Below are 18,293 nucleotides of genomic sequence, written 5' to 3'. Positions count from 1 at the left end.
GAAGAGAAAGCGATTCACCCCATGACCACCACCGCCATCCCCACCCCGAAGGCGACGCCGCCGGACGTCGTGCGTTGCGCGTACATGGAGCTCGTCGTCACCGACCTGCAGGCCAGCCGCGACTTCTACGTCGACGTGCTCGACCTGGTCGTGACCGAGGAGGACGAGAACGCGGTCTACCTGCGCAGCTTCGAGGAGTTCATCCACCACAACCTGGTGCTCCGCAAGGGACCTGTCGCCGCCGTCGCGGCGTTCGCGTACCGGGTGCGCACCCCGGAAGACCTGGACCGCGCCGTCGAGTTCTACACCGAGCTGGGCTGCCGCGTCGAGCGCAACGCCTCCGGATTCACGAAGGGCGTCGGCGACTCCGTCCGTGTCGAAGACCCGCTCGGCTTCCCGTACGAGTTCTTCTACGACGTGCAGCACGTCGAGCGCCTCGCCTGGCGGTACGACCTCTACACCCCCGGCGCGCTGGTCCGTCTCGACCACTTCAACCAGGTGACCCCCGACGTGCCCCGCGCCGTCAAGTACATGGAGGACCTCGGCTTCCGCGTCACGGAGGACATCCAGGACGAGGCGGGCACCACCTACGCCGCGTGGATGCGCCGCAAGCCCACCGTGCACGACACCGCGATGACGGGCGGCGACGGCCCCCGGATGCACCACGTCGCGTTCGCCACGCACGAGAAGCACAACATCATCGCGATCTGCGACAAGCTCGGCGCCCTCCGCCGCAGCGACGCGATCGAGCGCGGCCCCGGCCGCCACGGCGTCTCCAACGCGTTCTACCTCTACCTGCGCGACCCGGACGGCCACCGCGTCGAGATCTACACCCAGGACTACTACACCGGCGACCCGGACAACCCCGTCGTCACCTGGGACGTGCACGACAACCAGCGCCGCGACTGGTGGGGCAACCCCGTCGTCCCGTCCTGGTACACCGACGCCTCCCCGGTGCTCGACCTCGACGGCAACCCCCAGCCGCTCACCTCCCGCACCGACGACTCCGAGATGGACGTCACCATCGGGGCCGACGGCTTCTCGTACACCCGCAAGGGCGAGGAAACCCAGGGCTTCAAGCTCGGAGCCACCCTCTAACCGCGAGCCCCCTCCCCAAACAATCGAGTCCGAACTTGTTCACGCGACACGCCGGTGTCAGGCGTGAACAACTTCGGACTCGATGTTTTCGGGGGGGGGGGGTCAGAACGCGACGTCGGCCGCCGGAACGACGGCGAACGTCTGGTCGGGGTAGCGCAGCCCGGAGAAGTACCTGTTGGTGTGCGCGATGATCTGCTGGGCCGTCAGTTGCTCGCCGTCCCACTCCGCGTCCGTCGTGGTGTGGGCGTCGCCCACCAGCGTCACGTCGTAGCCGCGGACGGCGGCGGCCTGCGTCGTGGTCCTGATGCAGTAGTCGGACTGTGCGCCGGCGACCACGATGTGGGTCACGTCGAAGCCTTCGAGCAGCTCGTCGAGCCCGGTGTCCGCGAACGCGTCGCGGTACGACTTGCGCACGAGCGGCTCCCCGAGCGCTCTGGTGAGCCCCTCCGCGAGTCCCCAGCCTTCACTGTCCTGCGGGAAGTCGTGCTCGTCCTGCACCCAGATGATCGGCACCCGCTCGTCCCTCGCCCGATCGACCAGTGCGGCCGTGCGGCTGACGACGCCCTCTGCGTCGAAGCACTCCGCGAGCACCCCCCGCTGCAGGTCGATGACGATGAGGACGGTGGGGTTCACAGATGAGCGCACCCCCTCATCTTGCCGCACGGCACCGACACCCGCCCTCAGAAGGTCTCGACGTATTCCTCCCGCTCCCCCAGCTCCGGTCGTGCGCGGAATTCGACCGTCGTCCCCGAGCGATGGAGCTCGAGCACGGTCACCGTGTTCTCCCCCTCCACCAGCAGAGGAGCGGGGACATACAGGGTCCGCTGGGGGCCGATCTCCCAGTAGCGCCCGAGCAGGAAGCCGTTCACCCAGACGAATCCCTTGCCGAAGCCGGGCAGCGCGAGGAAGGCGTCGGCCGGTTCGCCCGCCCCGAGCACGACCCGCGCCGTCGAGAACCCGGCGGCGTCCGCATCCCTGGTCGCTGCGTACGCACAAGCGAAGCCGGCGACCTCGCTCGCCGTCCACTCGTCGAGCGGCAGCGCCCTGGCCGTCCAGCCGTGCACCAGCCTGCGCCCGACCTGCACACCGCCCAGGATGCCCTTCCCCTGCCCGAGCAGAGGCCCGTAGTTGATGCGTCCCTGGTTCTCCACCAGCAGCTGCAGCGCGATCGTCTCGCCTCTGCCCGTCACCGGGACGGATCCGTCGGCGTCGAGCGTGCCGCACGGCACACCGTCCACGAACACCTGGGCCCGGTCGTGCAGCCCGGTGACCGTGATCGCGTTCTCCCCGCGCGGCAGCAGCGGAGAAGCACTGTAGAGCACCATCCCGGAGGCGATCCCCAGCTCGTCGAAGCTCGGCGGCGCTGGGTGCTCGGCGGTCACGGGCGCCGACAGGAGCGCCTCCAGGAGCCCGGCGCCCTTCGTCACCCGCACGCTGCGTCCGGTCAGGATGCGCGGATCGCCGGGCACGGCGGGAACCGGCCTCCCGCTCACGGCCGAGAACCGCTCGCGGAAGGCGTGGAACTTCTCGGTGACCGCCCCGTGCTCCGCGATCGGAGCGTCCGAGTCGTAACTGGTGATCGTCGGCTGCAGCCGTCCATCGTGGTTCGCGCCCGCCCACAGCCCGAAGTTGGTGCCGCCGTGCGCCATGTACAGGCTCACCGAACCCCCCGCCTCCAGGATCTCGTCCAGGGTGGCGTCTGCGCTCGGCACAGAGCGCACGTGGTGCAGCTCGCCCCAGTGGTCGAACCAGCCGTTCCAGAATTCGGCGCAGAGGAACGGCTCCCCGTCGCGCCGTGCGCTGAGCAGAGCGGACGCCTCCCGTGCACGCGACCCGAAGGTCGCCGTGGCCAGCACCCCGGGGATGCTCCCCCCGTCGAGCATGAGGTCGGTCGGCCCGTCGGCGGTGTAGAGGAGTTCCGTCACGCCGCGCTCGGTCAGCGCGTCACGCAGCCAGGTCAGGTATCCCGCGTCGTCGCCGTAGCTGCCGTACTCGTTCTCCACCTGGACGGCCACGATCGGGCCGCCGTTCGACGCCTGCAGCGCCGCGAGGCGCGGGATGAGGTCGTCGAACCAGGTGGACACGGCGGAGAGGAACACGGGCTCCGAGCTGCGTGCCCGCATCCCGATCCTGCCGGTGAGCCAGGCGGGAAGGCCGCCGTTGTCCCACTCGGCGCAGATGTACGGGCCCGGCCGCACGATGACGTCGAGCCCCACCTCCCCGGCCAGCAGGATGAACGCTTCGAGGTCGCGCCAGCCATCGAACGACGACGGCCGATCTGCATGCCGCTGGTGGAAGTTCCACGCGACATAGGTGTCGACGGTGTTCAGCCCGAGCGCCGCGATCCGCTCGAGACGGTCCCGCCACTGCTCGGGATGCACGCGGAAGTAGTGCATCGAGCCGGACAGCACCCTGTGCGGCTCTCCCGCGCGCAGCAGCGTGCCGTCCCGGTAGCTCAGCAGGGCGGTGGTGGCCGTCAGCGTCATTTCACCGCTCCCGCCGTCATGCCGGCACGCCAGAACCGCTGCAGGGCGAGGAACGCCACGATGAGCGGGACGACGGAGACCAGAGAGCCGATCACCACGAGGGGCGGGGGCACAGCGACGTGGCTGGCGTTCCAGCCGACCAGGCCGACCGTGACCGGCTGCATGTGGTCGTCGCCGAGCACCATCGCGGGAAGGAGGTAGTTGTTCCAGATGTCGACGAACTGGAACAGGAAGATCGTCACCAGCGCCGGCAGCATCATCTTCGTGGAGATGGCGCGGAAGATCCGGAACTCGCTCGCGCCGTCCAGGCGACCGGCCTCGATCACCTCGTCCGGCACGGACTGCGCCGCGAACACGCGCGCCAGGTAGACGCCGAACGGGCTGACGATGCTGGGCAGCAGCACCGCGAGCGGGTTGTTGATCAGGTGCACGCCGGAGAACATCAGGTACAGCGGGAGCGTGAACAGGATCTTGGGCACGAGCACGGCCGCGAGGATCACGCCGAACGCCGCTCCCCTGCCGGGGAAGTCATATTTCGCCAGCGCGTATCCGCCCATCGCGGACAGGACGGTGCCGATCGCGGCGCCGACGCCGCAGTAGAGCAGGCTGTTCAGCATCCACTGCCAGAAGATCCCGTCGTTCTGGGCGGTGAGCCTGGCCAGGTTGTCGAACAGGCCGAACCCGTCGAACCAGAGACCGCTGCCGGAGAACTGCTCGCCGAACGGCTTGGTCGCCGCCACCAGCAGCCACCAGAGCGGGAAGAGGAAGTACACGGTGGAGACGGCGAGCAGCACCATCACGACGGTGCGGCTGAGCGGGGAGGTGTCCCTCCTGCTCCTGATGCCGCGAGGGCTGATGGCGGTCACGCCTTGTCTCCTTTGCTGGTGAGACGGAAGAACACGAACGAGATCACGCCGACGAGCACCGCCAGGATGACCGACTGCGCCGCCGCGTACGGATAGTTGCCAGCGCCGACGGCTGCCTGCGCAGACATGATCGGGGTGAACGTGGACGAGACGGACCCGCCGGAGATGGGCTGCAGCACCGTCGGCTCGTTGTAGAGCTGGGCGGACCCGATGATCGAGAACACCGCTGTGAGCACGATCGCGCTGCGCACCATCGGGATCTTCACGCTCCACGCCGTGCGGAATGCCGACGCCCCGTCGAGCTTCGCCGCTTCGAGCACCTCGGCGGGGATCGACTGCAGCGCGGCGTAGATGATGATCATGTTGTATCCGGTCCAGCTCCAGGTGACGATGTTCGCCACCGACCAGAGCACGGTGCCGTCGTCGAAGAACGGCAGCTGGATGCCGAGGGGCTCCAGCAGGTGGTTGATCGGGCTCGACGTCGTCGAGTACATGAACGACCAGACCAGTGCGGCGCTCACGCCGGGGATCGCATACGGGAGGAAGCTCGACAGCCGGAAGAAGCCCTTGGCGCGGGCCGACTTCGAGTCGATCAGCAGCGCAAGGGCCAGCGCGAGACCGAGCATCAGCGGCACCTGCACCACCCCGAACAGGGCCACCCGGCCGAGCGACGCCGTGAAGTCGGGGTCGGAGAACGCGTGCGCGTAGTTCGCGAACGGGTCGAACACCTGCGTCGGCGCCGTCAGCCCCAGTCCGGAGCGCTTCACCGTGAACAGGCTGCTGATGAAGGCATAGACGATCGGCGCGATGTACATGCCCAGGAAGAGCACGAAGAACGGCCCGAGGAACAGCAGCGGCGCCCGCCAGTCGAACGAGCGGCGCCTGCGCGGCGCCCGCCCGGTCGACGGCGCTGCGTCCGCGGTGGTCGCCATGCGCTCGGCGACGGCCAGGTCGGTCACGTTTCCTTCTCTCCGCACACGGGATGCGCGTGCTCGTCCACGGTGGATGCGGCGGCCGCCCGCGTGGTCGGCGCGCCGCATCCACCTGTCACTACTGGGAGACCGTCAGGCCCTGCTTCTTCAGCTCCGCCACCGTCTTCTGCTGCGCTGTCTTCAGCGCGTCGGCGATGGTGCCCTGACCGGCCCAGGCTTTGCCGAGGCCGTCGTCGAGGTCGGCGGCGGTCTTCGTCATCACCGGGCCCCATGTCCAGTCCTGGTTCACTTTCGGCGCCGCCTTCGCGAAGACATCGAAGATCTTCTGGCCGCCGAAGTACGGGTCGGCTTCCGTGAGCGCAGGCAGGTCGGTCAGCGCCGTCGCGGCCGGGTAGAGGCCGGCCTTCTGCACGAGCGTCGCGTACGTGTCCTTGTCCGTGCTCAGCCAGTGCGCGAACTCCCAGGCCGCCTTCGGCGTCTTGCAGCCCTTCAGCACGGCGGTCGCGGAGCCTCCCGCGTTGCCGACCTGGTCGTCCCCCGCCTTCCACTGCGGCATCGGCGCGACGGCCCACTTGCCCGAGCCGTTCGCCGCACCGCCCTTGATGACCCCCGCCTGCCAGACGGCCCCGACGACGGTGGCGATGCTGCCGTCGCCGAGGCCCGTGTACCAGGCCTGGTCGTACATCGGGGCGCTGCTGATCAGTCCTTCGGTGACGAGCCCCTGCCAGTAGTCGGCCACCTCCGCGTTGGCGTCGGAGGCCATCGAGACCTTCCACGCGTCACCGTCGACGCTGAACCACTTCGCGCCGGTCTGCCAGGCGAGCCCGGCGTAGTCGTAGTCGAGGTATGGGGACGAGATGAACTTCTTCGGGTCGGAGGCGTGGATCTTCTCCGCGTCCGCCTTGTACTCGTCCCAGGTGGCCGGGGCGGAGAGGCCGAGCGAGTCGAACAGCTCCTTGTTGTAGAACAGGCCCATCGGCCCCGTGTCGACCGGGGCGCCGTAGACCGCGTCGCCGATGCTCACCGAGCTCCATGCGGCGGGCTGGAAGTCCTTTTTGTCATCGTTCGCATACTGCGAGACGTCGTCGAGTGCCCCCTGCGCCGCGAAGCTCGGCAGGGTCTCGTATCCCACCTGCGCGAGACACGGGGCGTTGTTCGCGGTGACCGCGTTGAGCATCTTCTGGTAGCCGCCCTTCGAGCCGGGCTGCACCTCCTGATACGTCACCGTCACGTCCTTGTGCGATGCGTTGAATGCCTTGACGGCGTCGGCGTATCCAGGGGCCCAGCCCCAGAACGTGACCTTCGCCGTGCTCGGCTCGGTGGATCCTGCGCTGCCGGAACACCCGGCGAGCGACATCAGGCCGAGCGCAACCGCCCCCGCCGCGCCCGCCATGCGGATTGCTGCTGACTTCTTCACTGCCTCTCCTTTGATCACAGGAACCCGAGAGCGGGTTCGAGATGCGAGTGTCGCACAGAATTGATAGCGATAACAACTTGTCAATCCAAATTGATCGAAACGGCCGGAAATCTGCGCGAACACGCACATGCGCCCGCTATCATCGAGACCATGAGCAACACCGAGCTCCGGGACGCGGCGGCGAAGCCACCCGGCATGACCGACGTCGCGCGCGTGGCCGGCGTCTCCGCCCAGACGGTCTCCCGCGCCCTCAGCGGTCACCCCAACGTGCAGGAGAAGACCCGTGCGCGGGTGCTCGCCGCCGTCGAGCAACTCGGTTATCGCAAGAACAACGCGGCGCGCATCCTGTCGTCCGGGCACAGCAGGACCATCGGCATCGTGCTGCTGCAGACCAACTCGTACTCGCGCACGGCCGTCACGGCGGGTGTCGAGCAGGCGGCCCGCGAGGCCGGCTACGCCGTGAGTGCCGCCACCAGTCCGTCGCTCGAACCGGTCGCGATCGAGGAGGCCATGTCCCGGCTCGCCGAGCAGAGCGTCGAGGGCATCATCCTCGCGCTCCCGCTCATCCAGGTGACCAAGGGCATCGAAGAGCTCACCAAGGACATCCCCACCATCACGATCGACGGTTCGCGCACCTCCTCCACCGAGGTGGTCGCCGTCGATCAGTCGCAGGCGGCGAAGCTCGCCACGCAGCACCTGCTCGACCTCGGCCACGAAACGGTCTGGCATGTCTCCGGCCCCGCCGAGTGGCTGGATGCGGTGAGCAGGAGCGAAGGCTGGCGGACCACCCTGGAAGCAGCGGGCATCGCTCCCCCTCCCGAGCTGAAGGGCGACTGGTCGCCGGCATCCGGATACCAGAACGGCCTCATCCTCGGCCGCATCCCGGATGTGACGGCGGTGTTCGTCTCGAGCGACGAGATGGCGTTCGGCGTGATCAGGGCCTTCCACGAGCTGGGCAAGCGCATCCCGGAGGACGTGTCCGTGGTCGGCGTCGACGACATCGCCCTCGCCGAGTACTGCTCCCCGTCGCTCACCACGGTGGCCCAGCCGTTCTCCGAGATGGCCCGCCTCGCGGTCTCCCACCTGCTGCGTTACATCGCCGACCCCGGCACCACACTCGCCCCCGCCTCCGTCGAGCCCCGCCTCATCGTTCGCGCGTCCACCGGTCCGGCCCCTGCCCGCCCCTGACCGTCACTCGCCCGAGGCGGCGAGTCCCGCCGAATCCCAACGAAAAACCCTGGGCCCGACCCCCGCCCGACCGCTAGAGTGCGGATCGTGAGGATGCGACGGGCGGGTGCTCTGATCGGTGCCGCGGTGGCGGTGGCCACCCTGGTGGGGTGCACGGCGAGCGGCGGGGGCGGAGACCCGGCGCACACGCCGGCGGCCCCGGCCGGCCTGAGCACGGATCCGGGAGCGGACGCCGGTGTGCCCATCGCGCAGGGTGCCGTCACCGCCGCGATCGACCGGCTCCCCGCGCTCGCGTCGTCGATCCTGACGCAGACCGGCGTGCCCGGCATCGCCGTCGGCGTCACCTATCAGGGCAGGACCGTCTTCGCGAAGGGCTTCGGCGTCCGCGAGGTCGGCAAGCCGGGCCCCGTCGACGCGGACACGGTGTTCCAGCTCGCGTCGCTGTCGAAGCCCATCGGCGCCACGGTCATCGCCGACGAGGTCGGCAAGGGCACCGTCGCCTGGAACACCCCGGTGACGGCCAACCTCCCGTCGTTCGCGCTCGCCGACCCGTACGTCACGACGCACGCCACCATCGCGGACTTCTACGCGCACCGCTCCGGCCTCCCCGACCACGCCGGCGACGACCTCGAAGAGCTCGGCTACGACCGTGCAGAGGTGCTGTCCCGCCTGCGCTACCTCCCGCTCGAACCGTTCCGCGCCCAGTGGACGTACACCAACTTCGGCATCACCGCCGCCGCCCAGTCCGTCGCCGATGCCGCAGGAACCGACTGGGAGACGCTCTCGCAGCGCGACCTCTACGGACCGCTCGGGATGACGGCCACCAGTTCGCGCTTCTCCGACTACATCGCGAGGCCCGACCGCGCGGTGCCGCACGTGCTGGTCGACGGCCAGTACGAGGCCAAGTACCAGCGCGAGCCGGATGCGCAGTCCCCGGCCGGCGGCGTCAGCTCCTCCGTCACCGACCTCACCAAGTGGATGGCGATGGTCATCGACGACGGACGGTACGGCGGCCACGAGATCGTCGACGGCAAAGCACTGCTGCCGGCCATCTCCCCACAGATCATCACGGGCCCGGTCGCCAACGCCGAGACCCGCCCCGGCCAGTACGGCTACGGCTTCAACGTCGGCGTCGCCGCCTCCGGCCGCACCACGGTGAGCCACTCCGGCGCGTTCCAGCTCGGCGCGGGGACCACGTTCGTCACGCTCCCCTCCGCCGACCTCGGCATCGTCGTCCTGGTGAACGCGGCGGCCAACGGCACGGCGGAGACGTTGGCGATGCAGTTCCTCGACCTCGTGCAGTACGGCGCGCCGCGCACCGACTGGGCGAAGCTGTACAGCAACGCCTTCGCCCACATGGACGAACCCGTCGGCACCCTGGTCGGCCAGTCGCCTCCCACCTCTCCTGTCCCGTCCGCACCGCTCAGCTCGTTCGTCGGCACATACCAGAACCCGTACACCGGCCCGGCGACGGTCGCGGACACCGGCGGCACGCTCACCATCACGCTCGGCCCGAAGAACACCGTGTACACGCTGAAGCACTGGACGGGAGACGAGTTCGTCACGCCGCTCGACAGCGAGAACGCGCCGCCCGGCTCCCTCTCCGCGATCACGTTCTCCCCGCCGTCGGACGGTCGCAGCGCCTCGTTCGTGTTCGAGTACTACAACACGGAGAAGGTCGGCACCTTCACCGGCTGACCGGATGCGCGAGCGGCCTGTCGCGCCCGACGGCGCGGGCACCCGGCGGTTTCGGCCCCCAGGGGGCAGGATGGAGTCGTGGAACCCCTCGAAGTGGTGGCTGCCGTCCTCGTGCGCGACGGGCGTGTGCTGGCGTGCCGCCGCGCCCCCGGCAAAGACGCCGCAGGACTCTGGGAGTTCCCCGGCGGCAAGGTCGAGCAGGGCGAGACCCCGGAGACCGCGCTGGTGCGCGAGATCCGCGAAGAGCTCGGCGTCGGCATCCTGGTCGGCGAGCTGGTCGACCGCAGTGTCACGGAGGCGGGCGGACGCTCGATCGACCTGGCCTGCTACCGCGCGGAACTCACCGGTGAGCTGCCGACGCGCAGCACGGACCACGACGCGCTCCTCTGGGTGCGCACCACCGAGCTGGCGGCGCTGGAGTGGGCGGCGGCCGACGTGCCAGCCGTCCGGGTGCTCACGGCATGAGGGCGATGGTCTACGACCGCTTCGGCGGTCCTGTCGAGGTGCGCGACGTCCCCGACCCGGTGGCTCCGGAGGGTGGCGCGGTGATCCGGGTGGGGGCATCCGGTCTCTGCCGCAGCGACTGGCACGCCTGGGCCGGCCACGACGACACCGTCCACCTGCCGCACGTCCCCGGCCACGAGTTCGCGGGGACCATCGCAGCGCTCGGCGACGGCGTGACGGGCTGGCGGGTCGGAGACAGGGTGACCGCGCCGTTCGTCAACGGCTGCGGCGCATGCTCCTGGTGCGCATCCGGCCAGTCGCAGGTCTGCCCGGACCAGACCCAGCCCGGCTTCACGCACTGGGGCTCGCACGCGGAACTGGTCGCGATTCGCGCCGCAGACCTCAACCTGGTCGCCGTGCCGGACAGTCTCGACGACGACGCGGCGGCCAGCCTCGGCTGCCGCTTCGCCACCGCATACCGTGCCGTCCGGATGCGCACGGCCGTGCGTCCCGGCGAGTGGGTCGCGGTCTACGGCGCTGGCGGCGTCGGCCTGAGCGCCGTGATGATCGCGGCCGCTCTCGGCGCCAGAGTGGTCGCGGTCGACCGCAACCCGGCCGCGCTCGACCTCGCCGCCCGCCTCGGCGCAGAGCACGTCGTGCTCGCGGACCCATCCACTCCGGCCGCCATCGCCGACCTCACCGGAGGAGGCGCCGACGTGAGCATCGACGCCGTCGGCTCGTCCACCACCAGCACGGACGCCGTCCTGTCGCTGCGTCGCCGCGGCCGCCACGTGCAGGTCGGCCTGCTCTCCGCCGACCAGCTCCCCATCCTCCCCCTCGACCGCGTGCTCGCCTGGGAGCTCGACATCCTCGGCAGCCACGGGATGTCCGCCGCCGACTACCCGGGGATGCTCGACCTCGTCGCCTCCGGAGCCCTCCGCCCGCAAGCCCTGCTCTCCGGCGCCGTCAGCCTGGAGACCGGCGCGGCGATGCTCCCCGATGCGGAGACGGCGTCGCCGACGGGCATCACGGTGGTCCACCCGGCCTGAGCGCGCTCTCCTCCCGGAAACCCGGCATGATGGCCCTATGCGCCTCGCCGATTTCACCCCGCCAGACACCCAGGCCGCCCGCGCCGCGTACGAGTTCGCCGCAGAGCGGCAGACGCCGGCGCTGCTGAACCACTGCATCCGGTCGTGGCTGTGGGCGCTCGGTTTCGCCGAGCTGGACGGCGCGGACGACATCGACCACGAGCTGCTCTACGTCGCGGCGCTGCTGCACGACCTCGGGCTGGTCGAGGAGTTCGACAACGTCACGCTCAGCTACGAGGACGCCGGCGGGCACGTCGCCGCCGCGCTCACCGCCGGCGCAGGCTGGCCCGCCGAGCGCCGCACCCGCGTGCACGAGGTGATCGTGCGCCACAACTGGCCGACCGTGGATCCAGCACTGGATGCGGAGGGCCATCTGCTCGAGATCGCCACCGGCCTCGACATCTCCGGCGTACGCGCCGACCTGCTTCCTCTGGCCTTCCGGGAGGAGGTGCTCGCCGCATACCCGCGGCTCAGCATCGCCGCCGAGTTCGGAGCGTGCGTGACGGACCAGGCCGCGCGCAAGCCGACGACGCAGGCGGCCAGGATCGTCGCGAACGGCGTCGTGCGGAAGCTGGCGGAGAACCCGCTGGAGGCACTGGGCGCCTAGCGGCCGAACAGGGCGAGCAGCCTCGCGCCGAGACCTCGCCGTTTCGGCGGCGCATCCTCGTGAGCGACCGGCACCGTGTCCAGGAATGAGACGCCGCACTGCGGGCACTCCACGATCAGCTCGTGCACCGCGAGACCTGCGCCGTAGTACGGGTTCCGCACCACGTGCGCCTCAGCACCGCACGATGGACAGGTCGCCCGTGCTCCCCCGCTGCCGTCCTGCATGGTTCCATTGTGCGCCACGCCAGGCGGGCGGCCGCACGCCACCCGGCGCGCTGGCCATCCGGTCAGCCGAGCGTGAGGACGATCGCCTGGTCTTTCCTCGCCGGCGTTCCTTCAGCGGGGTCCACCGCCTTCACCGTCAGGCTGGATGCGTCTTTCCCGTTCCCGCCGCCGTTGCCGTTGCCGTTGCCGCCACCGGCATCCGGCTTCTTCACGCTCACGTTGGTGAACCCGGCCGCGGCCAGCGCCGCCTTCGCCGCACTCTCCGACTGACCGATCAGGCCACCCGGGATGGTCGCGGACTGCCCGTTGCTGATCTGCACCGTCACCGAACTGCCCTTGTTGACGGAGGATCCTGCTGCAGGATCGGTGCCCGCCGCCGTCCCCGCCGGCTGCGCGGAGTCGACAGGCGTCTGGTCGACCGTCACGTCCAGGCCGAGCCCCGTCAGGAGCGACTGCGCCTCGTCGGGGGTCTTGCCGGACACATCCGGGATCGTCACCTGGTCGCCGTACAGCACGGCGCTGGTCGGCTTGGTGAACGCGTCTCCCCCGTACAGGCTGTCGATCGCCTCGAGGATGGGCTTGGCGACGGAGAACTTCACGTCGCCGCCGCCCACCCCGTTGAAGTCGAGACTGCGCAGCGGGGTAGCCCCTGACACGTTGCCGACCCAGGTCGCCGTCGACACCTTGCTGGTGGAGGTGACGAGCCAGTTCTGCAGCGAGTCGTCCGTCGTGCCCGTCTTGCCCATGATGGGCGTCCCGTCGTACGGGTTGGCGCTGGCCGCCGTGCCGCCGCCGCGCATGACGCCCTGAAGCGCGTAGGTGACTCCGGCCGCGATGTTCGGCTGCAGCCCCTGCGTGCAGGTGGTCGGGCTGACCTTGTGGGCAGAGCCGTCCGCGTTCACGACCTTGTCGATGGCGACCGGCGTGCAGACCGTGCCGTTGTTGGCGATGCCCGCGTACGCGGTCGCCATCGTCAACGGCGACAGGTAGTTGACGCCGAGGATCATCGACGGCACGGACGTCAGCGGGTTGCTCGACGATGCGGGATGTACGCCGAGCGCTTTCGCCGCGTTGAGGATCGAGCAGAGGTCGACCTTGGTCCCCATCTTCGCGAACGCGGTGTTGACCGATTCGGCCGTCGCCGCCATCACCGAGAGCCTGCTGGCCGAGCCTTCGTCGTTGGTGACAGGCCAGTCCGGTCCGTTGATGTCTGCGCAGCTGTTCGTGAACTCGGAGGTCGGGAAGTCGTGCTGGGTGGCGTTGATGGTGTCGTACAGGCTGTTGCCCGCTTCGAGCCACGCCGCCAGGTCGAACGCCTTGAAGGTCGAGCCGGTCTGGAAGCCCTGCGATCCGCCGTACGCCTCGTCGGTGTTGTAGTTCACCGCCGTCGTGCCGTCCTGCGGCTGGTCGGTGTTGTTGAACGCCCGGTTCTCGACCATCGTCACGATCCTGCCCGTGCCGAGCTCCATCGAGACATTGGATGCGCCGAGGTCGATCCCCGCCATCGACGGCGGGATGTATGCGCTGAGCGACTGCTGCGCCACCGCCTGCAGGTCGAGGTTGAGGGTGGCGTAGATCTTCAGCCCACCGCGGTTGAGCGTCGCCCAGCGGTCGTCGGCGGTCGCACCGTATGCCGGGTCGTTGAGCACGACATCCCGCACGTAGTCGCAGAAGAACGCGGCGTTGTACTGCGAGGCGGCCGCGCATCCGGAGGTGGTCGGCGTGATGACGGGCTGCACGGGCGTCTTCTTCGCCGCATCCCGGTCGGCCGCGGTGATCTTGTGGTTGATGGCCATGCGGTCGAGCACGTAGTCGCGCCGCTCCTTGGTGGCCTTGTATCCGTCGGCCGCGCCGTTGTCCTTGTTGTTCGGTTCGTCGATGCGCAGGTTGGCCGGGTTGTTCAGGATGGCGACCAGCGTGGCGGCCTGCGGCAGGCTGAGCTGGGCGGCCGTGGTGTTGAAGTAGTAGTGCGCTGCCGCCTCGATGCCGTACACGGTGCCGCCGAATCCGACGACGTTGAGGTAGCCGAGCAGGATCTGCTCCTTGGTGTACTTCTTCTCCAGCCCGACCGCGTACCGCATCTCCTGCACCTTGCGCTGCAGGGTGACCCCGGCGGCGTCGGTGTAGCAGGCCTGCAGCTTCTTCGCGTCGGTGAGCGCGTCACAGCGTTCCACCTCGACGTTCTTGACGTACTGCTGCGTGATCGACGACCCGCCCTGGACCGAACTCCCGCTGACGGTCGACAGCGCCCCGCGCACGGTCCCGAGCAGGTCGACGGCACCCTCGGAGTAGAACCGCGGGTCCTCGGCGGCGACGGTGGCGTCCTTGACGGTCTGCGCCACATCCTTCCAGCCGACGTCCTGCCTGTTCTGCGCATAGAACGAGGCGATCGGGACATCCGCCCCGCCCTTCTTGGCGTACACCGTGGTGTTCTGCGCGAACGGCTGGATCTCCAGGTTCGACGGCAGCGCCTCGAACGCACTGGACGCGGCAGCCGCCGTCTGGCCGACTCCCAGGAATCCGGGCATGACGAACACCGAACTCAGCACGGCCGCGATGAGCGCGACCACCCCGAACTGCGCGATCAGCCCCGCCCGCGACCTCGCCGGCAGGATCTCATAGCCCCGCAACGGATCGAACCGCCGCGAGAGCGCGACGAACCACGGCCGGTCACGGAACTGCGGGCGGGAAGACATCCACCCAGCGTTTCACCGCAACACTCAGAAACCACTGACGCACGGCAGCGAACCCTGTCCGTCCTTTCAGACGCGCGGGGCGGGGCACTCAGGTTGGGACGGTTCCCTCGGCGTCGGCCTGCCGCGCCAGCGCCGCCGTCTGGTGTCTGTGCCCCACCAGCTCGTACCCCACCACCACGACAGCAGGCGAAAGCGTGATCAGCACCAGGCTCACCCCGATCGGTCCCCCCATCGCCGCCACAGCGACAGAGGCGGCGAGCATCCCGACCGTCCCGGCGAACAGCCAGACGTGGAACGGGTCGCCCTCGTGGACGAGATACGTGTAGAGCAGGAAGAGCACGATCGAGAACAGCAGAACGGGCAGGGCAACACTGAGGACGGCGCCTGTCTCACCGATCGCCGCCTCACCCTCCACCACGTACGCGACGACGTGCAGCCCGGCGCCCGTCGCTGCGATGGATGCATACAGCACAATGTGGCTATACCCCCAGCCGACCGCGCGCCTTCTGTGCCTTCGCAGGATCGCGGCGGACGGGACGATGAAGTAGGTCCACCACAGTCCGAAGGTGAGTCCGACGCCCGCGACGACGACGAGCACGGCGTCGACGCTCCAGCCCTGCTCGCCCACCAGCGCCGCGACCGAGGTGACGGTGCCGAACAGCACCTCACCGAGGGCGATGATCGTGAGCAGTCCGTACCGTTCGGCGATGTGCCCTGCGTTCCACGGTGTTCCCCGCAGCTTCACCTCTGCGACGATGGGACCGCCGAGCTCGACGATGAACAGCAGCGGGGCAAGGAGGAGGGCGGTGGCGAACGGGACGGAGGCGAACGCCAGCAGCACCCAGCCGAGCTGCGCCGCCGTGACGAATCCCGCATAGGTGAGCGCGACGCTGCGCCGCGCCTCGTCCTGCGCGGCCGCGCGCAGCCACTGCGCGACCATCGCGATCCGCATGACGACATAGCCGGCGACCATCACTCCGTTGTCGAACGCCCTTCCGCTCTCGACGGACGCGAACATCGCCGGAAGCCCGAGCGCGAGCACCACGACGCCGATCATCTGGACCATCGTGGTCACCCGGTAGAACCAGTCGTCGGTGTCGTATGCCGACGCGAACCAGGAGAAGTTGATCCACGCCCAGCAGATCGCGAACATGGCGAACGCGAATGCGGCGACCCCCGGCCCGGCATGCCCGCCGGCCACCAGGTGCGACAGCTGGTCGCCCGCCTGCCCGAACGCGACGACGAACGTCAGGTCGAACAGCAGCTCCAGGGGCGTGGCGGCACGGTGCCGCTCATCCGGGTCGCGGCCCCGCATCCGGAGGAGCCGGTGGCTGAGGCCGGTCGGTGCAGGCTCGGACATGGGCCTATTGTGGCGCGCGACCCCGACTCACGAAAGAGTGGGTGCACTCGAAGGTGAAGTAGACTTCACTCGCTCCATCTCCGAGAGGCCTTCAATGAAGAACCGCACCACATACATCGTCTTCCTGGCCTGCTGCCTGCTCGGGCTCGCGGCCATCGCCGCCTGGGGGAACTCCACGGCCTCCGCCCGCCCGGTCTATCCGTGGCTGCTCGGTGCGATCGTGCTGATCGGCGCCATCGGCACCTTCGCGTTCCGCACTGCGCGGGAGCGAGCGACGCTGGCTGCGGAGGAGGAGAGCGTCGAATCGCACACCGCGCTGCGCGTTCGCGCAGCGGCCTTCGTCGACGCCCTGGTCCTCGCGGTCCTCCTCGGCGCCCTGACGTTCACCGTCGGCTCGGATTGGCCACCCGGCTTTGTGATGCTCGGCTACGTCGTCGCGCTGGTGATCGACGTCTGGGCACGCTCGGCCGTCAGCACGACCAGATACGGAAGTCAGGATGCGGAACAGGATTCGTGAGCACCGCCTCGCGGCCGGACTGACGCAGAGCCAGCTCGCCACGGACTGCGGCGTGTCACGACGCACGATCGTCGCCCTCGAGAACGACACGTTCCAGGCCAGCCTGACGCTCGCATTGAAACTCGCCCGCCGCTTCCATGTCCCCGTCGAAGACATCTTCAGCTTGGACTGATCGCGGTCACCGTCCGGGAAACCGGCTGCTAGCGGCACGTGCTCCAACTGGGATTCACGTGCACGATGAGCTGCTTGCTGCCCGGACATTTCGCGTTGTACGAGAGGGCAACAACACCGGCCGTGATGATCGCGCCGACGACAGTGCGACCACGATGCCGCCGGCGACCAGTGCCGCGAGTGAACGAAAGCTCTTCATGTATTCATCTCCTGTCGGCGGCAACAGTGCCGCTCACACGAAATCTAGCATTAAGAATCTCGGGCGTGTCGAGCGAAGCGCGCAAAAGAGACCGGCCGTCCGTATTGCCCCCAGTTCGAGTGTGGTTGGGGCCGTGACAGCGTGCAAAATCCGAGCGAGTCGCTAGCCTCTGAGTGATTCACAACGGAGGAAGCATGGATTTCGCTGAAGTACTGACCGCAATGGCGCTGAAGGTGAAGAATCAGCGCGACGCGATCCAGACGGAAGAGGCCACCAAGAACGCGTTCGTCATGCCGTTCATCTCGAACGTGCTGGGTTACGACGTGTTCAATCCGCTCGAGGTGGTGCCCGAGTTCACTGCGGATGTCGGCATCAAGAAGGGCGAGAAGATCGACTACGCCATCATGCGTGACGGCGAAGTGCAGATGCTCATCGAATGCAAGAAGTCGAACGAGAGCCTCAAGATCGAGAACGCTTCCCAGCTGTACCGCTATTTCGCCGTCACCAACGCCCGCATCGCGGTGCTCACCAACGGCGAGACCTACCACTTCTACACGGATCTCGACGCACCCAACCGTATGGATGCGAAGCCCTTCCTGGTCCTGGACCTGCTCGACCTCGACGAGACGCTGATCCCCGAGCTGCGGAAGCTCACCAAGGACGCCTTCGACCTCGACTCGATCATCAACGCTGCAGGCGAGCTCAAGTACATCGGCCAGATCAAGCGCGCCCTCGCTTCGCAGTTCCGAGAGGCAGACGACGATTGGACCCGTTTTTTCATCAGCCGCGTCTACGAGGGGGCGATCACTCAGCGCGTGCGCGAGCAGTTCGCGCCGCTCGTCGCGAAGGCGACCAAGCAGTTCCTCAACGATCAGGTGAACGAGCGGCTCAAGACCGCGCTCGGCGGCTCCAACTATGCGCCCATCGAGGCGGCGCCGGAGGATGCCGTGACGAGTCATCCGCCGGCGCAGGAAGACCTCGACAGGGACACCGAGATCGAGACGACCCTCGAAGAGCTCGAGGGTTATCAGATCGTCAAGGCGATCGCCTGCAGTGAGGTGAAGCCGCAGCGGGTGGTGCACAGGGACTCGAAGTCGTATTTCGCCGTCCTGCTCGACGACAACAACCGCAAGCCGATTGCCCGCCTGCACTTCAACGGCAAGGCGAAGAAGTACATCGGACTATTCGACGAGGACAAGAACGAGACGAGGCACGAACTCGCCTCACTCGACGAAATCTACGCCCACGCCGCGCACATCCGTGAGACGGTCAGGCATTTCGCCGACAAGTAGACCGACACAC

The 18,293-nt window shown here is 68.6% G+C and carries 17 protein-coding genes; 9 read left to right on the top strand and 8 right to left on the bottom strand.

Translation table 11 applies throughout. From position 1 onward, the window contains the following. Window positions 1-21 precede the first annotated feature (21 nt). Window positions 22-1,098, top strand: a complete 1,077-nt coding sequence (hpaD, locus tag B7438_RS16545) for a 3,4-dihydroxyphenylacetate 2,3-dioxygenase (protein ID WP_247597328.1) — start codon at window positions 22-24, stop codon at window positions 1,096-1,098. A 102-nt stretch (window positions 1,099-1,200) separates the two neighbouring features. Here hpaD and B7438_RS16540 read toward each other — a convergent pair whose 3' ends face one another. The 5 genes from B7438_RS16540 to B7438_RS16520 all read right to left on the bottom strand — a co-directional run bounded on the left by B7438_RS16540 (window position 1,201) and on the right by B7438_RS16520 (window position 6,799). Beyond that, window positions 1,201-1,743, bottom strand: a complete 543-nt coding sequence (locus B7438_RS16540) for a cysteine hydrolase family protein (protein ID WP_179150855.1) — start codon at window positions 1,741-1,743, stop codon at window positions 1,201-1,203. Window positions 1,744-1,778: 35 nt separating this feature from the next. Beyond that, window positions 1,779-3,584 (bottom strand): glycoside hydrolase family 35 protein, encoded by a 1,806-nt coding sequence (locus B7438_RS16535; protein WP_085370778.1) that lies wholly within the window; start codon window positions 3,582-3,584, stop codon window positions 1,779-1,781. Then, window positions 3,581-4,450, bottom strand: coding sequence for a carbohydrate ABC transporter permease (locus B7438_RS16530; RefSeq protein WP_247597327.1), 870 nt, complete (start codon window positions 4,448-4,450; stop codon window positions 3,581-3,583). The genes B7438_RS16535 and B7438_RS16530 overlap by 4 nt, the downstream gene beginning before the upstream one ends. Further along, complete coding sequence (locus B7438_RS16525; RefSeq protein WP_256922087.1) at window positions 4,447-5,409, bottom strand: carbohydrate ABC transporter permease; 963 nt, start codon at window positions 5,407-5,409, stop codon at window positions 4,447-4,449. Before B7438_RS16525 ends, B7438_RS16530 begins: the two co-directional genes overlap by 4 nt. A gap of 91 nt (window positions 5,410-5,500) precedes the next feature. After that, the gene (locus B7438_RS16520) at window positions 5,501-6,799 is read right to left on the bottom strand and encodes an extracellular solute-binding protein (RefSeq protein ID WP_218775181.1); all 1,299 of its coding nucleotides are present in this window, start codon (window positions 6,797-6,799) and stop codon (window positions 5,501-5,503) included. 150 nt (window positions 6,800-6,949) lie between these two features. On the opposite strand from B7438_RS16520, the gene B7438_RS16515 reads away from it, so the two are divergent. The 5 genes from B7438_RS16515 to B7438_RS16495 all read left to right on the top strand — a co-directional run bounded on the left by B7438_RS16515 (window position 6,950) and on the right by B7438_RS16495 (window position 11,824). Beyond that, entirely contained in the window at window positions 6,950-7,987 is a 1,038-nt protein-coding gene (locus tag B7438_RS16515; RefSeq protein ID WP_256922086.1) for a LacI family DNA-binding transcriptional regulator, read from the top strand. A 93-nt stretch (window positions 7,988-8,080) separates the two neighbouring features. Further along, entirely contained in the window at window positions 8,081-9,685 is a 1,605-nt protein-coding gene (locus tag B7438_RS16510; protein ID WP_085370796.1) for a serine hydrolase, read from the top strand. 78 nt (window positions 9,686-9,763) lie between these two features. Then, window positions 9,764-10,150 carry a (deoxy)nucleoside triphosphate pyrophosphohydrolase gene (locus B7438_RS16505; protein WP_143466015.1) on the top strand — a complete coding sequence of 129 codons (387 nt, stop codon included), beginning with the start codon at window positions 9,764-9,766 and terminating at the stop codon, window positions 10,148-10,150. Continuing rightward, window positions 10,147-11,178: a zinc-dependent alcohol dehydrogenase family protein gene (locus tag B7438_RS16500; protein WP_085370776.1), complete on the top strand. Its 1,032-nt coding sequence runs from the start codon at window positions 10,147-10,149 to the stop codon at window positions 11,176-11,178. The genes B7438_RS16505 and B7438_RS16500 overlap by 4 nt, the downstream gene beginning before the upstream one ends. 37 nt (window positions 11,179-11,215) lie before the next feature. Next, entirely contained in the window at window positions 11,216-11,824 is a 609-nt protein-coding gene (locus B7438_RS16495) for an HD domain-containing protein (protein ID WP_085370775.1), read from the top strand. Here the strand turns inward: B7438_RS16495 and B7438_RS20390 are convergent. From B7438_RS20390 to B7438_RS16485, 3 genes are all read right to left on the bottom strand, one after another. Beyond that, a complete protein-coding gene (locus tag B7438_RS20390) occupies window positions 11,821-12,048 on the bottom strand; it encodes a hypothetical protein (RefSeq protein ID WP_143466014.1) in 228 nt (75 codons plus the stop codon). The two genes, B7438_RS16495 and B7438_RS20390, sit on opposite strands and share 4 nt — an antisense overlap. A 62-nt stretch (window positions 12,049-12,110) precedes the next feature. Next, a complete protein-coding gene (locus B7438_RS16490; protein ID WP_085370774.1) occupies window positions 12,111-14,744 on the bottom strand; it encodes a transglycosylase domain-containing protein in 2,634 nt (877 codons plus the stop codon). Between the two features lie 88 nt (window positions 14,745-14,832). Beyond that, window positions 14,833-16,104: a low temperature requirement protein A gene (locus B7438_RS16485; RefSeq protein ID WP_218775179.1), complete on the bottom strand. Its 1,272-nt coding sequence runs from the start codon at window positions 16,102-16,104 to the stop codon at window positions 14,833-14,835. A 94-nt stretch (window positions 16,105-16,198) separates the two neighbouring features. On the opposite strand from B7438_RS16485, the gene B7438_RS16480 reads away from it, so the two are divergent. The 3 genes from B7438_RS16480 to B7438_RS16470 all read left to right on the top strand — a co-directional run bounded on the left by B7438_RS16480 (window position 16,199) and on the right by B7438_RS16470 (window position 18,283). Further along, window positions 16,199-16,621: a hypothetical protein gene (locus tag B7438_RS16480; RefSeq protein WP_085370773.1), complete on the top strand. Its 423-nt coding sequence runs from the start codon at window positions 16,199-16,201 to the stop codon at window positions 16,619-16,621. Next, window positions 16,602-16,793, top strand: a complete 192-nt coding sequence (locus B7438_RS16475; protein WP_085370772.1) for a helix-turn-helix transcriptional regulator — start codon at window positions 16,602-16,604, stop codon at window positions 16,791-16,793. The genes B7438_RS16480 and B7438_RS16475 overlap by 20 nt, the downstream gene beginning before the upstream one ends. A gap of 392 nt (window positions 16,794-17,185) precedes the next feature. Beyond that, on the top strand, window positions 17,186-18,283 hold the full coding sequence (locus B7438_RS16470) for a type I restriction endonuclease (RefSeq protein ID WP_085370771.1): 1,098 nt from the start codon (window positions 17,186-17,188) through the stop codon (window positions 18,281-18,283). Window positions 18,284-18,293: the final 10 nt, after the last annotated feature.

Source organism: Leifsonia sp. NCR5, assembly GCF_002105485.1.
Lineage (GTDB): Bacteria > Actinomycetota > Actinomycetes > Actinomycetales > Microbacteriaceae > Leifsonia.
Note: the sequence above shows the minus strand (reverse complement) of the source record. Positions and strands in the feature narration are given on the sequence as shown.

Coding starts and splice junctions, on each gene's coding strand:
- B7438_RS16510 (WP_085370796.1), top strand. CDS start 8,081: ATGCGACGGGCGGGTGCTCTGATCGGTGCCGCGGTGGCGGTGGCCACC.
- hpaD (WP_247597328.1), top strand. CDS start 22: ATGACCACCACCGCCATCCCCACCCCGAAGGCGACGCCGCCGGACGTC.
- B7438_RS16470 (WP_085370771.1), top strand. CDS start 17,186: ATGGATTTCGCTGAAGTACTGACCGCAATGGCGCTGAAGGTGAAGAAT.
- B7438_RS20390 (WP_143466014.1), bottom strand. CDS start 12,048: ATGCAGGACGGCAGCGGGGGAGCACGGGCGACCTGTCCATCGTGCGGT.
- B7438_RS16515 (WP_256922086.1), top strand. CDS start 6,950: ATGAGCAACACCGAGCTCCGGGACGCGGCGGCGAAGCCACCCGGCATG.
- B7438_RS16480 (WP_085370773.1), top strand. CDS start 16,199: ATGAAGAACCGCACCACATACATCGTCTTCCTGGCCTGCTGCCTGCTC.
- B7438_RS16485 (WP_218775179.1), bottom strand. CDS start 16,104: ATGTCCGAGCCTGCACCGACCGGCCTCAGCCACCGGCTCCTCCGGATG.
- B7438_RS16490 (WP_085370774.1), bottom strand. CDS start 14,744: ATGTCTTCCCGCCCGCAGTTCCGTGACCGGCCGTGGTTCGTCGCGCTC.
- B7438_RS16500 (WP_085370776.1), top strand. CDS start 10,147: ATGAGGGCGATGGTCTACGACCGCTTCGGCGGTCCTGTCGAGGTGCGC.
- B7438_RS16495 (WP_085370775.1), top strand. CDS start 11,216: ATGCGCCTCGCCGATTTCACCCCGCCAGACACCCAGGCCGCCCGCGCC.
- B7438_RS16475 (WP_085370772.1), top strand. CDS start 16,602: ATGCGGAACAGGATTCGTGAGCACCGCCTCGCGGCCGGACTGACGCAG.
- B7438_RS16535 (WP_085370778.1), bottom strand. CDS start 3,584: ATGACGCTGACGGCCACCACCGCCCTGCTGAGCTACCGGGACGGCACG.